The following is a 13,600-nucleotide window of genomic DNA, read 5'->3' as shown; positions in this document are numbered from 1 at the left end:
CTACCTCCCATCAGGCTGCTCGGTCCCCGCCTCGGTTGCCACGGCGGCGGCGCCGCTTGTACGGAACTGGATTTTCCGCGGGCGCAGGCGGAACAATGTGGCCAAATCAGCAGCTCCGGAACGCTCCCGACTGGCAAAATGCCCGCTGATAGGCACCAAGTTCTTCGATCACCCGCCAAATGCAGCGGATTGTGCAATGAATGCCCGAGGGGACGAATAAGGCGGGCTGAAGAACCCGATCTCGTCGACGTCCGCCATCATGCAGAAACCGAACTTCATCGTGTCGCTCCCTCCACAGGCCGGGATACGCCCGCCGCCTTTCAGCGGACGGATTGCGTCCAGGCGAGGCCGTGGTCAGTTTCCGGCAAACCACTGCCTCTGGCCAGACGCAGCGTTGTGATGACGTTCTGTTCCGCTGGCCGGCCTCAGTCCGGCCGCCGCAGCAGCGCGTTGATCAGCACCGTGCGCCGTTCCTGCTGGTTGCGCTGCCCGTTGCGCATCTTCTCCCGCGCCGAGGGGCCGACAATAACGTGAATGCCCAGCAGCGGCGGCCCGCCGGCGGCACGGATCTGTTCCCGCTCGGCCGCCGCTTCAGTCATCGCGGCGTCGGAAACATCGGCCCATTCCAGCACCTCGAACCCCGCCGCTTCCAGCAGCGACCGGGTCTCCTCCGGGGTGCGCAGGAAGCTCAGCTCCGGCCGGCTGGCCCACATCACCGGGATGATCACCGCGCCGCCCGGGCCTTGCGCGACGTCCTGGATCGCCAGCCGCCCGCCGGGCTTCAGGACGCGGAACATCTCCGCATAGTAGCGCGGCCGGTCCTGGATGTTCATCGCGACGTTCTGCGACCACGCCAGGTCGAAGCTGGCCTCGCCGAACGGCAAATCCAGCGCCGAGCCCTGCCGGAACGAGACCCGATCGGCCAGCCCGACCCGCCCGGTCAGGGCATTGGCCGCCGCGACGAACGCCGGTGTCAGGTCCACGCCGCTGACACGGCAGCCATAGGTCGCCGCCAGATACCGCGACGGCCCACCGATGCCCGAGCCGATATCGATGACGTGATCGGACGCGCGCGGCGCCAGCATCTGCGCCAGTTCCTCGGTGGCGCGGCGGCGGCGCGAGTGGAATTCATCGACCGGCGCAAGGTCGTCGATGGTCAGGCGCTCAATATCCTTGCCCGCCCGGGCCAGCGCTTCCAGGATACGGTCGAGCAGCCCGTCCTGCTCCCCCGCTGGGGCATAGTGAACGGCGACGTCGTCAGTCATGCAGGCGCTCCCCGGCCGATACCTCGATCGACGTTCATAATGCCACCGCAGGCCGCCGCCAACCGGGACCGGCAATTCCTGTTTTGCTGCCGGATCGGAGTAACCATCGGTCATGATAATCACACACTCCTGTCCACCCAAGCGGTTGCTGGCAGGAAGCCACTGGCATAGAGCCAGCACTGTGATTGGATGCGCCCGCGCTTCTTCTGTCGTGACACTGTGTCTGTCCTGTCCGGCCGCAACGGCAGCGACATGTTGCCGCCATGTGGGCCGACATGTGGCGCGCATCCGCATCACCGCCGCACGGGAGATTGATGCGTGTCAGTAACTACCCACGACCATGACGAACACCATGGCCACGCCCCGGGTTTCGTGGCGCGCTGGCTGTTCAGCACCAACCACAAGGACATCGGCTCGCTTTATTTGATGTTTGCCGTATTCGCCGGCGTCGTCGGCGGAATATTGTCAATGATCATGCGGGCGCAGCTGATGGTGCCGCACAACGGCATCGTCACCAACGGGCAGGAGTGGAACACCATCATCACGGCCCACGGCCTGATCATGATCTTCTTCACCGTCATGCCCGCGCTGATTGGCGGCTTCGGCAACTGGTTCATCCCGCTGATGATCGGCGCGCCCGACATGGCCTTCCCGCGCCTGAACAACATCAGCTTCTGGCTGCTGCCGCCGGCCTTCATCCTGATCATGATCGGCCTGCTGATGGGCGAGTCCGGCACCGGCTGGACGCTGTATCCGCCGCTGTCGCTGTCGAACTACGAGTACGGCATGGGAATGGACTGCACGCTGTTCGCGCTGCACCTCGCCGGCATCAGCTCGCTGCTCGGAGCGATGAATTTCATCGTCACCATCTTCAACATGCGCGCGCCCGGCATGACGCTGCACAAGATGCCGCTGTTCGTCTGGTCGGAACTGGTGACGGCGTTCCTGCTGCTGCTGGCGGTGCCGGTGCTGGCCGGCGCGATCACCATGCTGATCTGCGACCGTAACTTCGGCACCGCGTTCTTCGATCCGACCGGCGGCGGCGACCCGGTGCTGTTCCAGCACCTGTTCTGGTTCTTCGGCCATCCTGAAGTCTACATCATGATCCTGCCGGCGTTCGGGATCGTCAGCCACGTCGTCTCGACCTTCAGCAAAAAGCCGATCTTCGGCTACCTGGGGATGGTGTACGCGATGGTCGCCATCGGCGTGGTGGGCTTCGTCGTCTGGGCGCACCACATGTTCGTCTCGGGCATCGACGTCGACACCCGGGCGTATTTCATGGCGGCCACCATGATCATCGCGGTACCGACCGGGATCAAGGTATTCTCGTGGATCGCGACGATGTGGGGCGGGTCGGTCGAGCTGAAGACCCCGATGCTGTGGGCCATCGGCTTCATCTTCGTGTTCACCATCGGCGGCGTCACCGGGGTGGTTCTGGCCAATGCCGGCATCGACCAGATCCTGCACAACACCTACTACGTGGTCGCGCACTTCCACTACGTGCTGTCGCTGGGCGCCGTGTTCGGCATCTTCGCCGGGTTCTACTTCTGGATCGGCAAGATGACCGGGCACCAGTATCCGGAGTACTGGGGTAAGGTGCATTTCTGGCTGACCTTCATCGGCGTCAACCTGACCTTCTTCCCTCAGCACTTCCTGGGCCTGGCCGGCATGCCGCGGCGCTATCCGGACTATCCCGAGGCCTTCGCCGGATGGAATTTCGTCTCCTCCATCGGCGCCTTCATCAGTGGCGCGGCGCTGGTGGTGTTCCTGTACGTCGTTTACCGCACCTTCACCTCGAAGGAACATCTCGCCGACAACTACTGGGGCGAGGGCGCGACGACGCTGGAATGGACCCAGACCTCGCCGCCCGCATACCACACATACCTCGAGCTGCCGCGAGTCCGCTGAATCCGATTGCCCCGCCTCGGTTCGGCATGGCAAGAAGCGCGCCATGCCAACCCGCCGAGTCCTGCTTGCCAACGCGCTGTCCGCGGCTTTTGCCGTTCGGGCGCTCGCGAACCCGTCTGACAGCTTCCCTGCCGTCCTGGCCGGGCTGCAGGCCGAAGCACGCCGGGCCGGAATCTCGCCCACGACGCTGAATCGCGCCTTTGCCGGCGTAACGCTCAATCAGAAGGTGCTGGACCGCTTTCACCACCAGCCAGAGTTCACTATGACCTGGGCGCGCTACCGTGCGTTAGTGATCACGGACAAGCGCATCACGAATGGGCTGAACGCGGTGGGGGCGAATCGGGGGCTGTTCCAGCGGGTCGAGCAACGCTTCGGCGTTGACCCTGGCGTCATCGCCGGCATCTGGGGCCTGGAATCCAGCTACGGCACCGGCACCGGCGATTTTCGTGTCATCGAGGCGCTGGCGACCCTGGTCTGGGAAGGCCACCGTGCCAGCTTCTTCCGCAGCGAACTGATGGCCGCGCTGAAAATTCTCGACCATGGCGACATCACGCCCGCCGCCATGACCGGCTCCTATGCCGGCGCGATGGGCCAGCCGCAGTTCATGCCGACCAGCTACCTGCGCTATGCGGTGGATTTCGAGGGCAACGGGCGGCGCGACATCTGGACCAGCAAGCCGGATGTGCTGGCCTCGATCGCCAATTATCTCGCGAAGTCGGGCTGGCGGTTCCACGAGACCTGGGGACAGCCGGTCCGCCTGCCGCCCGGCCTGGAACCCGCGGGCCGTGCCGATCGGCGGGCGCTGTCGGAATGGGCGCGCGCCGGGGTGCAGCCGCTCAGCGGGCGCTGGCACGCGTCGGCGCGAACAATTTCGGCGGTCGTGGCGCCGGACGGCGCCGACGGGGACGCGTTCGTCGTTTTCCCCAATTTCGATGCTATCCGGCGCTATAATCCGTCGGATTTCTATGCCCTCGCCGTCGGCCTGATCGGTGATCAGGTGGCGGTGCAATGACACGCCGCGGGGGAGGCCGGCGCGCGACATGGCCCTCCCTGACATGCGGTTTGACGCTGCTGGTCGCCAGCTGCAATCACATGACGCTGAAACCGGATCCGCACTATGTGCTGGGCAAGCCGTACCAGGCCGGGTCGGTCTGGTACTATCCCAGGGAAAACTATGACCTCGATGAAACCGGGCTCGCCGCCGTCAGCCGGGACAACACCACGCGGCTGACCACGGATGGCGAGGTGTCCGACCAGGCCGCCCTGGCCGCCGCCCACCCCAGCCTGCAGCTTCCCGCCATCGCCCAACTGACCAATCTGGAAAACGGCCTGCAGACCACGGTCCGGATCAACGACCGCGGCACCGGCGATCCGCACCGGTTGGTGGAGATCACCCGCCGCACCGCGCAACTGCTGGGCATCCGGCCTGATGCCGTCGCCCGCGTGCGCCTGCGCGTGCTGCCGGCCGAAAGCCACGCGGCGGCCGAAGCGTTGCCAGGCGCGCCACGCCTGCCCATCGCAACCGCGCCGCGCGGCGCCGTCGAGGTGGCGGAATTGCCGCCGCCGCCCGGGGTCCGTCAGGGCAACGGGCACAGCGTGACGGCCTCCGTCGCCCAGGCGCCGGAGGCACCGCCCGCGGCGGCCCCGCCGCTGCGGCTGCCCGAGACGGTGACGCGCACCGCGGCGCGGCCCGGGCGGCTGATGGTCCGGTTGGATACGTTTGACGAATATCAGTACGCCGCCGTGCAGCAGGCGAAGATGGCCGGCGCCGGCGCGGTGATCGTGACCAGCCGGCAGGGGCGCACGCGGCAGTTCCGGGTGGAGATCGGTCCGCTCCCGGATGTTGCCCGCGCCGATGCGGTTCTGGACCAGGCTTTTTCGTCCGGCATTCCGGACGCACGAATTGTCGTGGATTGATCGGAGGAAATGTCGAGATGCTGACTCGCCGTCTTGGCTTGATATCGTCCGTTTGCGCGCTGATTGCCGGCCCGGCGCTGGCCGAGAGGCGCTCGGCCGCCGCCCGTGCCGTCGGCGCGCAGGGCCGCCATACCAAGGAGCCCACCGAAACCGGCAGCCCGGCGGACACGCCGCTCGGCCCGGTCGATACGGTCGCACGCTGGGCCTACATCATGGATTTCGACACCGGCGCCACGCTGCTGGAGAAGCAGGCGGATGAGGAGATGCCGCCGTCGTCGATGACCAAGCTGATGACGATCTACATCGTTTACAGCCGCCTGAAGGAAGGCCGCCTGAAGCTGGACGATCAGCTTCCGGTCAGCGAAAAGGCCTGGCGCACCCAGGGCTCGAAAATGTTCGTGGCGGTCGGCTCCACGGTGCGGGTCGAGGATCTGATCCGCGGCGTGATCGTGCAGTCCGGCAACGATGCCGCGATCGTGCTGGCCGAGGGGATCGCCGGGTCGGAGGAGCAGTTCGCGGACCTAATGAACAAGACGGCGCAGAAGCTTGGCCTGACGCACTCGTTCTTCAAGAACTGTACCGGCTGGCCGGACCCGGAGCACCACATGAGTGCCCGCGACATCGCCACCCTGGCCGCGCACATCATCCGGGACTTCCCCCAATACTATCACTATGATTCGGAAAAAACGTTCCGATACAACAATATAGCGCAGGGCAACCGCAACCCGATGGTGCAGAAGGGCACGGCGGACGGGCTGAAGACCGGGCACACCGATGCCGGCGGGTATGGCCTGGTCGCGAGCTCGAAGCGCAACGGCCGCCGCCTCATCCTGGTGCTGAACGGCATGGCCTCGATGCGCGAGCGCGCCGAGGAATCCGAACGGCTGATGGACTGGGCGTTCTTCAATTTCGAGGACGTGACGCTGTACGCCGCCGGCGACGTGATCGACCGAGTGCCGGTCTGGCTCGGCGCCAATCCAACGGTGCCCCTGGTCGCCGGCAAGGACCTGACGGTGACGATGCCGCGCAACTGGCGGCAGAAGGCGTCGGTCAAGATCAGCTACGACACGCCGCTGATCGCGCCGGTCGCCAAAGGCGATACGGTCGGCAAGCTGGAGGTGACGGGGCAGGGCGTGCCGAACTTCACGGTGCCTCTGCTGGCGTCCGAGGACGTGCCCAAGCTCGGGCTGCCGGGCCGCGCCATGGCGGTGCTGTCGAAATACGTGACCGGCACCTGATGACGGGCCGCTTCATTACGCTTGAGGGCGGCGAGGGCGCGGGCAAGACGACGCAGTGCGCCCGGCTGGTCGAGGCGCTGATGACGTGCCACCTGCCGGTGGTGCCCACCCGGGAGCCGGGCGGCGCGCCGGGCGCCGAGCTGCTGCGGGGGATGCTGCTGGCGGGCGGCGTGGACTGGGCGCCGCAGGCGGAAACCCTGCTGCACTTCGCGGCCCGCGCGGAGCATGTCGCCAAGACCATCCGGCCGGCGCTGGAGGAGGGAAGCTGGGTGGTCTGCGATCGTTTCTACGATTCGACCATGGCCTACCAGGGCTACGGCCAGGGGGCCGATCGGCGGTTTATTTCTGAGTTGATACGGCTGCTCGGGATCAAGCCGGACCTGACGCTGGTGCTGGACGTGCCGGACCCGGTCGCCGCCACGCGGATGCGCCAGCGTGGCGGCGATGCCGATCGGTATGAGAGGCTGGACGCGGCGTTCCATGCGCGGGTGCGGGAGGGATTCCGGCAGATCGCGGCGACGGAACCGGACCGCTGCGTGGTGGTGGATGCGTCGGGCGGGATCGATGCGGTGCACGCGGCGATCATGGAGGCGGTGGATCGGTTGCTGTAGGGCAGGGGCCGCGACAGGGTTGCAGAAAGGCGGGCACGCTGGCTGGCGCCAAATCCTTCTCCAACCGTCGTCTTGTCCCGATACGCATGGGGCGTGTCCCGTCCATGACGGAGGGGCAATGGAATTTCACTCCGATCTCGAAACAACGATCAGCGCGTCCACCGCGGTGACCCTCTCCCCGGCGCAGATCAGCGGGTTCACGTCCAGTTCCGCCACCCGGTCGCGGTGGTCCGCCGCGAAACGGGACACGTCGCTGATCACCTGCGCCAGCCGCCCGATGTTGACCCCGGGCATGCCGCGGAACCCCTCCAGCAGCTTCACGCCCTTCAGTTGCCGCAGCAGCGCCTCGGCCTGCGCCGTGGTGACCGGGGCGGGCGCCAGGGCGGTGTCCTTCAGCACCTCCACCAGGATGCCGCCCAGGCCGACGACGACCAGCGGGCCGAACAGCGGATCGTTGCGGGCGCCGACGACCATCTCGATCCCCTGCGGCACCATCGGCTGCACCAGCACACCGTTGATCCGCGGCGTCGGCGAGACCTTGTCGGCGTTCGTCATCACCGCCTGGTAGCCGGCGCGCACCTCCTCGGCGGTGCGCAGGTTCAGCCGGATCACCCCGGCCTCGGTCTTGTGCGGCAGGTCAGGGGATTCGACCTTCAGCACCACCGGATAGCCCAGCGCCTCGGCCGCGGCGACGGCCTCGGCGGCGGAGTGCACCAGGCGTTCGCCCACCACCGGCACGCCGTAGAGCGACAGCACCGCCTTGGCCTCGCGTTCCGTCAGCGTCTTCCCCGGCGCCGCCGAGATCAGCGCGGCAGCCTTGTCGATCGTCTGCGTCGGTGTCGGCGCGACCGCCTGCGCCCCGTCCGCCCGCTTGTCGGCGCGCCACTGCCAGGCGTTGATGGCGGCGAAGCAGGCGGGCATGGAGCGGAACAGGGCGACCCGGCTGCATTGGTTCGCCTCCACCACGCCCGGTCCGTCCTGCCATTCGGTCTGCCAGACGACGCAGGCCATCTTGCCGGCTTCCTCGGCCAGCCGGCTGTAGGTTTCGGGCCGCTTCGCCGACGGCGCATAGCCATAGGTCAGCGGCGAAACCAACACGCCGTACTGTGGATCGTTCAGCAGCGCGGTGGCGCAGACGCCCAGCGCCTCGGGGTCGCTGAGAATCTGCGCGGTGACGTCGCAAGGATTGCGCGAGGAGCCGAATTCCGGAATGCGCGCCTCCAGGATTTCGCGCACTTCCGGTGCCGGCTGCGGCAGCGGCACGCCGTGCTGCTCGGCCCGGTCCGCCGCCATGATCGCGGCGCCGCCCGAGGCTGCGACGATGGCGGCGCCCGGCGCTTTCGGCGGCGGCGCCTTGGCGAAGAACGCGGCGGTTTCCATCAGCGTCTCGAAATCATCCACCACGATGGCGCCGGCGCGCTGGAACACGGCGCGGTAGGACGCATTGGATCCCGCCAGCGAGCCGGTGTGCGACATCGCCGCGGCGGCGCCCTGCTCACCGGTCGCCATCTTGAAGATGACCAGCGGCTTGTCGGCGGCCCAGGCGTGCTCGGCCGCCAGCAGCAGGCGGTCGGGCGTTGCCATGCCCTCGAACACGCAGGCGATCGAGCGGCAGGAGGGGTCGGTCGCCAGGTAGTTGACGTAGTCCGCCATGTCCACGTCGCAGGAATTGCCCGAGGTCAGCACGTGGCTGACCGACAGCCCGCGCACCACGCCCTGCGCCAGCGCCATGCCCAGCGCGCCGGACTGGCTGATGACGCCCACCGCATGCGGCGCGGGCTGCGGGATCGGCGTGATGTCCATGAAGGTGACGCGGCTGTCGAGCAGCGCGTTGACCACGCCGATGCAGTTCGGCCCGACGATGCGCAAACCGGTTTCGCGTGCAATCGCCGCCAGGCGTTCCTGCTGCGCGATGCGATCCGTTTTGCCGGTCTCGGAGTAGCCGGAGGCGAAGATGATCGCGCCGCCGACACCGGCCTTGGCGCAGTCGAGCACGATCTCCTCCACCGCCTCGCGCGCCGCGCAGATCACCGCGCAGTCGGGGACTTCCGGCAGGTCGCGGACGTTGGGGTAGCAGGCCTGCTCGTTGATCGTGCTGTAGCGGGCGTTCACCGGGTAGGCGCGGCCGGCGTAGTGCGCCATGTTGGCCAGCACCTGCTTGCCGAACGCGCCGGGACGGGTGGATGCGCCGATGACGGCGATGCTCTGCGGATGGAGCAGCCGCGTGAGCTGTTCCCGGCTGTAAACCCCGCTGCGCCTGTTCTGCATTGACCTGCCTTTGGACGTTTCTGATCGCCACAGCATACTCATCAGTAGGTCGTCGGCAAGCCACGCCGGGCTTGCGATTTCGCTGCCCTGCAGTAACAATGCGGCGACGAGACGAAGGGCTGCCGCCATGGGTTTCGCCGTGCGACCGATGGTGCTGTCGTTGCTGTTGGCCGCGGGATCCGCGCCCGGCATGGCCGAGGTCCGCTGTCCGCCGCTGCTGGAGGGACATGCCTACGCCCGGGCCAGCGTGTTCGACGGTCCGCCGGAGGAACAGGCCGATCTGGTACCGGATGATCAGCGAGGGGGCGTGGACCGGTGGGAGGTCGGCTTTATCTTCAGGACCCGGCGGGCGCCGTACCTGGTCTGCCGCTACCGCGGGACGGAGCGGACCGTTACGTTCCGCCTGCAACGACCGGTCGGCGTTTGTCTGGCTCCTGTGCCGCCGCGGACGGCGTTCTGCCGGTGATGGGGTGCCGGACGTTGGGGATGGCCGGTGCGCTCTGCGACGCAACGCCTTTGGATGTGGAGAGAATGATGGAGCCGCAGATGAACGCAGACAAGCTCACTTCGGTCGTTCTTGGCCGCATATGAAATCGGCGACAGGCAAAATTCAAAAATTTTCGTATAAAAAACGAAAAAATGGTATGCGCCAGTGCGGCATCGTCGGCGAGCCGATCTTCTTATCTGCGTTCATCTGCGGTTCCATTCCTGTCTGCCATCGACCCACGCCAGATATCGACGCATCCCGCCATCCCACCACGTCCCAACCAGCCGGATTGACGTCCCCCCCACCACGCCTTACTGGTCAGTAGCTCGCGCGCAACAAAGGGAAACGCCATGTCGTCGCTGTTCGACCTGACCGGCAAGGTCGCCATCGTCACCGGATCCACCAAGGGCATCGGCCTCGCCATCGCCACCCGCTTCGCCGAGCACGGCGCCACCGTCATCATCTCCAGCCGCAAGGCCGATACCTGCGACACGGTCGCCGTCGGCATTCGCGACAAGGGCGGCAAGGCGATCGCCATTCCCTGCCATATCGGCCGCAAGGAGGAATTGCAGAACCTTGTGGACCAGACCCTCGCCCGCTGCGGCGGGATCGACATCCTGGTGGAGAACGCGGCGGTGAACCCTTATCTCGGACCGGCTGCCGGGATGCCGGATGAGGCGTTCGACCGCGTCATGGGCAGCAACGTGCGCAGCAATGTCTGGCTGGCGAACATGGCGATCCCGCACATGGTCGCGCGCGGCGGCGGGGCGGTGATCATCATCTCCTCCATCGGCGGCCTGCGCGGTTCGGCGCAGCTTGGCGCCTATGGCATCTCCAAGGCCGCCGACATGCAACTGGCGCGCAACATCGCAGTGGAGTGGGGGCCGAAGAACATCCGCGCCAATGCCATCGCCCCGGGCCTGGTCCGCACCGATTTCGCCCGCGCGCTTTGGGAGAACCCGGTGCTGTACCGCAAGCGCACCAAGGACACGCCGCTGCAGCGCATCGGCGAGCCGGACGAGATCGCCGGCGCCGCCGTGTTCCTGGCCTCGGCGGCGGGCAGCTTCACCACCGGCCAGACGATCGTGATTGACGGCGGGACAACGGCCGGGTCGGTCGTTTCGGACAACGATTAGAGTGGCTTACCAGATCGTCTGCACGCCGTAGTGCGCGAAGACCGTGTCATCCGTGATGATCGTCAAGCCGCGGTCGAGCGCGGCGGCGATCAGCATCCGGTCCATCGGGTCCTTGTGGTGCATAGGCAGGGCGTTGGCCCGCTCGCAGGCCTCCCAGGTCAGCGGCAGGATGCGATAGCCGGCCTGGCGCAGCCAGTCGGACAAGGTGCCGTTGAAGCCGGGCGGGGCAGGGCGCTCCAGCTTTCCCGTGGCGACCTTGCGCGTGATTTCCCACACCGTGATCGGCGAGACGAAGACGTCGCCGGCACTGATCGCCGCCTTGCCGGCGTGGCTCATGGTCTGTCCACCGTAGCCGTGGAACACGATCAGCGCGCAGGCATCAGCCAGCAGGCTCACACCGGCCAGCCTTCCTCGCGGGCTTCGTCGTCGGTCATGGGGGCGAAGACGGACTTGTCATAGCGGCCGCGCCAGCCCCAGTCGCCGGGCGCGCGAGCGACGTCCCGCGGCGCACCAATCAGGCGCGCGACCGGACGCCCATGGCGGGTGATGGTGATCTCCGCGCCGGCCTCGGCTTCGGTGATGAGGGCGGATAGCTGGGCCTTCGCGTCCGCCAGGGTGATCGACTTTTCCATGACCAATATTCTGGTCAATTCTTGCTCCGTGTCAAGATGGAAACAGCGGAACCCCGGCAACCAGCTTGCTATCAGCGGTCACCACGATACCCTCTCATCGGCCAGTGGCACAGGATCGGGCGTTCATGGACCCACTCTTCGACCCCGCCGACTTTCGCATTCCCGCCGGCGTCACCCATGTCTGCGCCGCCGGCGAGACTGCTGCCCTGCGCGTCCATGACCAGGCGCTGCTGCAGTATCTCGTGGACAAGAGCCTCGGCATGTCCGGCCGCGCCGCGCAGGAGGCGCAGGTCGAGGCCGCCCGCGCCGGCGTGGCGCGGCTGTGGGGAGTCACCGCCGGCGACATCGGTTTCGTTGCCAACGTCGCCGAGGGAGTCTCGATCGTCGCTGGCAGTTTGGACTGGCGCGACGGCGATGCGATTGCCATCGACGCCGAGGAGTATCCCTCGGTCGTGGGCCCGATCGCGCTGCGCCGTAACCCGGCGATCCGCCTGCTGCAGGCGCGCGGCGGCGAACCGGATCGTCTCGCGCGCATCGCCGACGGGCGCACCCGGATCATTGCGGCCAGTTCCGTGTCCTACCTGACCGGCGAGCGCATCGACCTGCACGCGCTGCGCGCCATCGCCGATCGCGTCGGTGCGCTGCTGCTGGTCGATTTCACCCAGGCCTCGGGCTATCTGCCGATCGAGGCGTCGCTGGCGGATTTTGCCTTTTCGGCGTGCTACAAGTGGATGCTCGGCATCACCGGCGTCGCCGTCGCGTACTGGAACCGGGCGCGGCAGCCGGACTGGAGTCCGGCCTCGGCCGGTTGGCATTCGTTTGCGCCCGGCGGCCGTGGCTATGATCCGCCGCCGGCCCTCAGGCCCGATGCGATGCGCTTCACCCGAGGCAATCCGGCGCACGGCCCGGTCTATGTGCTGAACGGTGCTTTGTCTTATCTGGCACGCCACGACAGGCTCGACGTGCAGCGCCATGTGCAGACCCTGACGACGGCGCTGCTCGATGGGCTGCGCCCCCGCCGGTTGCCGATCACCACGCCATATGATCCGGCCCGCCATGGTGCCAGCGTCTGCTTCACCGCGCCGGATGCCGCTTCCGTCGTTGCGGCGCTGCATCAGAAGGGCGTCTATGCCTGGAACGGCCATGGACGTGTCCGCATCAGCTTCCATGGCTACAACGGCATGGCGGATGTCGATCGGATCCTGGAAGCGCTCTGACCCGCTTCAGCCGCGTGCGGCGTCGTCAGTCCCATTGCGGCGCCAGCACAAAGGCGGGGTGTAAAACGACAGGAGATTGGAAGCCGGCAGGATCGTCCTTGTCTGGACAATCGATCCGTATCGGCGGTTCGCGAGAGCCATCGACACCGCGCCGGGGGAATGGGAATCCGCGTAACGAAGTGGTTGTTCAAGCTCGGTCACCGCAGGGAACCGCAAGGCAGCGGCCGCGCGCACGAGGCGGAACCGCACACGCACGAAGATTCTTCATGACGAGACTGTATCATGTTGCCGCGGCCAGGCGGTGACCGTGATCTGAAACACTTCAGCGCGCCGCCCCTGCGTTCGCGCGATGCTCCCGCCATCGGCACGGTTCGCATAACCGCCAGACGAACCGGCCGCCCAAAAGATCCGGGTGTGACGAAGGGAGCCTGCCGTGAGACAAGCCCTGTATTGCCGCCTGTTCTCAACGAAGAGCCTGGTCCGCGTCGCTTACGCCGTCCTGAGCCTGCATTCCATGGGGTCGGCGTTCGGACAGGGGCTGCCGGCGGGCACGCAGGCGCCGGTTCATGGCACCATCCGGGCAGCCGCCCAGGCACAGCCTTCCAACCCGACTCATGTCTGCGCGTCGGAGCGATGATCGAAGCGCCGCCGCTCGGCCAGCTCTCCTTCGACCGGCCCGGCGGCAGCGAAGCCGTTGCCGGCCCCGGCACAAACCAGCCGATCGGCCTGCGTCCTCCTGACCGAGCGAGGGCCCAGGATCTCACGCCCCGGCCTGTGCGCAGCGTGGACGAGGTCGGCGCGCAGGTCCGGGTCATCCCCGGCGCACGGATCGCGGATGCACGACTGGCGGTGGAGGCCCTGCGATGATCACCCCACGCACGACACGCCTGGCAATTCTCCTGAGCGGCCTGCTGGCCGTGC

General features: G+C 67.1%; 14 protein-coding genes. 10 read left to right on the top strand and 4 right to left on the bottom strand.

What is annotated here, in order from left to right; genetic code table 11:
• Positions 1–425: 425 nt before the first annotated feature.
• Positions 426–1,265: a class I SAM-dependent methyltransferase gene (locus tag CCS01_RS10935; protein ID WP_104518859.1), complete on the bottom strand. Its 840-nt coding sequence runs from the start codon at positions 1,263–1,265 to the stop codon at positions 426–428.
• A 318-nt stretch (positions 1,266–1,583) separates the two neighbouring features.
• Here CCS01_RS10935 and ctaD point away from each other — a divergent pair, with 318 nt between their 5' ends.
• From ctaD to tmk, 5 genes are all read left to right on the top strand, one after another.
• Positions 1,584–3,173: a cytochrome c oxidase subunit I gene (ctaD, locus tag CCS01_RS10930; protein WP_104518858.1), complete on the top strand. Its 1,590-nt coding sequence runs from the start codon at positions 1,584–1,586 to the stop codon at positions 3,171–3,173.
• A gap of 43 nt (positions 3,174–3,216) precedes the next feature.
• On the top strand, positions 3,217–4,185 hold the full coding sequence (locus tag CCS01_RS10925; protein WP_104518857.1) for a lytic murein transglycosylase: 969 nt from the start codon (positions 3,217–3,219) through the stop codon (positions 4,183–4,185).
• A gap of 80 nt (positions 4,186–4,265) precedes the next feature.
• Positions 4,266–5,090: a septal ring lytic transglycosylase RlpA family protein gene (locus CCS01_RS10920; protein WP_146101682.1), complete on the top strand. Its 825-nt coding sequence runs from the start codon at positions 4,266–4,268 to the stop codon at positions 5,088–5,090.
• A gap of 17 nt (positions 5,091–5,107) precedes the next feature.
• On the top strand, positions 5,108–6,328 hold the full coding sequence (locus tag CCS01_RS10915; protein ID WP_104518855.1) for a D-alanyl-D-alanine carboxypeptidase family protein: 1,221 nt from the start codon (positions 5,108–5,110) through the stop codon (positions 6,326–6,328).
• Positions 6,328–6,939 carry a dTMP kinase gene (gene tmk, locus CCS01_RS10910; RefSeq protein ID WP_104518854.1) on the top strand — a complete coding sequence of 204 codons (612 nt, stop codon included), beginning with the start codon at positions 6,328–6,330 and terminating at the stop codon, positions 6,937–6,939. Before CCS01_RS10915 ends, tmk begins: the two co-directional genes overlap by 1 nt.
• Before the next feature lie 126 nt (positions 6,940–7,065).
• Here the strand turns inward: tmk and CCS01_RS10905 are convergent, their stop codons facing one another.
• Positions 7,066–9,207, bottom strand: a complete 2,142-nt coding sequence (locus CCS01_RS10905; RefSeq protein WP_104518853.1) for an acetate--CoA ligase family protein — start codon at positions 9,205–9,207, stop codon at positions 7,066–7,068.
• A gap of 127 nt (positions 9,208–9,334) precedes the next feature.
• On the opposite strand from CCS01_RS10905, the gene CCS01_RS10900 reads away from it, so the two are divergent.
• Complete coding sequence (locus CCS01_RS10900) at positions 9,335–9,673, top strand: STY0301 family protein (protein WP_104518852.1); 339 nt, start codon at positions 9,335–9,337, stop codon at positions 9,671–9,673.
• Positions 9,674–10,044: 371 nt separating this feature from the next.
• Entirely contained in the window at positions 10,045–10,830 is a 786-nt protein-coding gene (locus CCS01_RS10895) for an SDR family NAD(P)-dependent oxidoreductase (RefSeq protein ID WP_104518851.1), read from the top strand.
• Between the two features lie 6 nt (positions 10,831–10,836).
• Here CCS01_RS10895 and CCS01_RS10890 read toward each other — a convergent pair whose 3' ends face one another.
• Both CCS01_RS10890 and CCS01_RS10885 read right to left on the bottom strand, forming a co-directional pair.
• Positions 10,837–11,226: a type II toxin-antitoxin system VapC family toxin gene (locus CCS01_RS10890; protein WP_104518850.1), complete on the bottom strand. Its 390-nt coding sequence runs from the start codon at positions 11,224–11,226 to the stop codon at positions 10,837–10,839.
• Positions 11,223–11,462, bottom strand: a complete 240-nt coding sequence (locus CCS01_RS10885; RefSeq protein WP_204848220.1) for a type II toxin-antitoxin system Phd/YefM family antitoxin — start codon at positions 11,460–11,462, stop codon at positions 11,223–11,225. The genes CCS01_RS10890 and CCS01_RS10885 overlap by 4 nt, the downstream gene beginning before the upstream one ends.
• Positions 11,463–11,587: 125 nt before the next feature.
• Here CCS01_RS10885 and CCS01_RS10880 point away from each other — a divergent pair, with 125 nt between their 5' ends.
• From CCS01_RS10880 to CCS01_RS10875, 3 genes are all read left to right on the top strand, one after another.
• Entirely contained in the window at positions 11,588–12,679 is a 1,092-nt protein-coding gene (locus tag CCS01_RS10880; protein ID WP_104518849.1) for an aminotransferase class V-fold PLP-dependent enzyme, read from the top strand.
• Between the two features lie 433 nt (positions 12,680–13,112).
• Positions 13,113–13,316, top strand: coding sequence for a hypothetical protein (locus CCS01_RS32705; protein WP_146101681.1), 204 nt, complete (start codon positions 13,113–13,115; stop codon positions 13,314–13,316).
• Entirely contained in the window at positions 13,313–13,546 is a 234-nt protein-coding gene (locus tag CCS01_RS10875) for a hypothetical protein (protein ID WP_104518848.1), read from the top strand. Before CCS01_RS32705 ends, CCS01_RS10875 begins: the two co-directional genes overlap by 4 nt.
• Positions 13,547–13,600 lie beyond the last annotated feature (54 nt).

This window comes from Rhodopila globiformis, assembly GCF_002937115.1.
In the GTDB taxonomy this organism is placed as follows: Bacteria; Pseudomonadota; Alphaproteobacteria; order Acetobacterales; family Acetobacteraceae; genus Rhodopila; species Rhodopila globiformis.
Note: the sequence above shows the minus strand (reverse complement) of the source record. Positions and strands in the feature narration are given on the sequence as shown.

Bases quoted from the DNA above. Each gene is read 5' to 3' on its own strand.
- CCS01_RS10920 (WP_146101682.1), top strand. From the start codon at position 4,266: ATGACGCTGAAACCGGATCCGCACTATGTGCTGGGCAAGCCGTACCAG.
- CCS01_RS10905 (WP_104518853.1), bottom strand. From the start codon at position 9,207: ATGCAGAACAGGCGCAGCGGGGTTTACAGCCGGGAACAGCTCACGCGG.
- CCS01_RS10935 (WP_104518859.1), bottom strand. From the start codon at position 1,265: ATGACTGACGACGTCGCCGTTCACTATGCCCCAGCGGGGGAGCAGGAC.
- CCS01_RS10900 (WP_104518852.1), top strand. From the start codon at position 9,335: ATGGGTTTCGCCGTGCGACCGATGGTGCTGTCGTTGCTGTTGGCCGCG.
- CCS01_RS10915 (WP_104518855.1), top strand. From the start codon at position 5,108: ATGCTGACTCGCCGTCTTGGCTTGATATCGTCCGTTTGCGCGCTGATT.
- CCS01_RS10925 (WP_104518857.1), top strand. From the start codon at position 3,217: ATGCCAACCCGCCGAGTCCTGCTTGCCAACGCGCTGTCCGCGGCTTTT.
- CCS01_RS10885 (WP_204848220.1), bottom strand. From the start codon at position 11,462: ATGGAAAAGTCGATCACCCTGGCGGACGCGAAGGCCCAGCTATCCGCC.
- CCS01_RS10880 (WP_104518849.1), top strand. From the start codon at position 11,588: ATGGACCCACTCTTCGACCCCGCCGACTTTCGCATTCCCGCCGGCGTC.
- tmk (WP_104518854.1), top strand. From the start codon at position 6,328: ATGACGGGCCGCTTCATTACGCTTGAGGGCGGCGAGGGCGCGGGCAAG.
- CCS01_RS10875 (WP_104518848.1), top strand. From the start codon at position 13,313: ATGATCGAAGCGCCGCCGCTCGGCCAGCTCTCCTTCGACCGGCCCGGC.
- CCS01_RS10895 (WP_104518851.1), top strand. From the start codon at position 10,045: ATGTCGTCGCTGTTCGACCTGACCGGCAAGGTCGCCATCGTCACCGGA.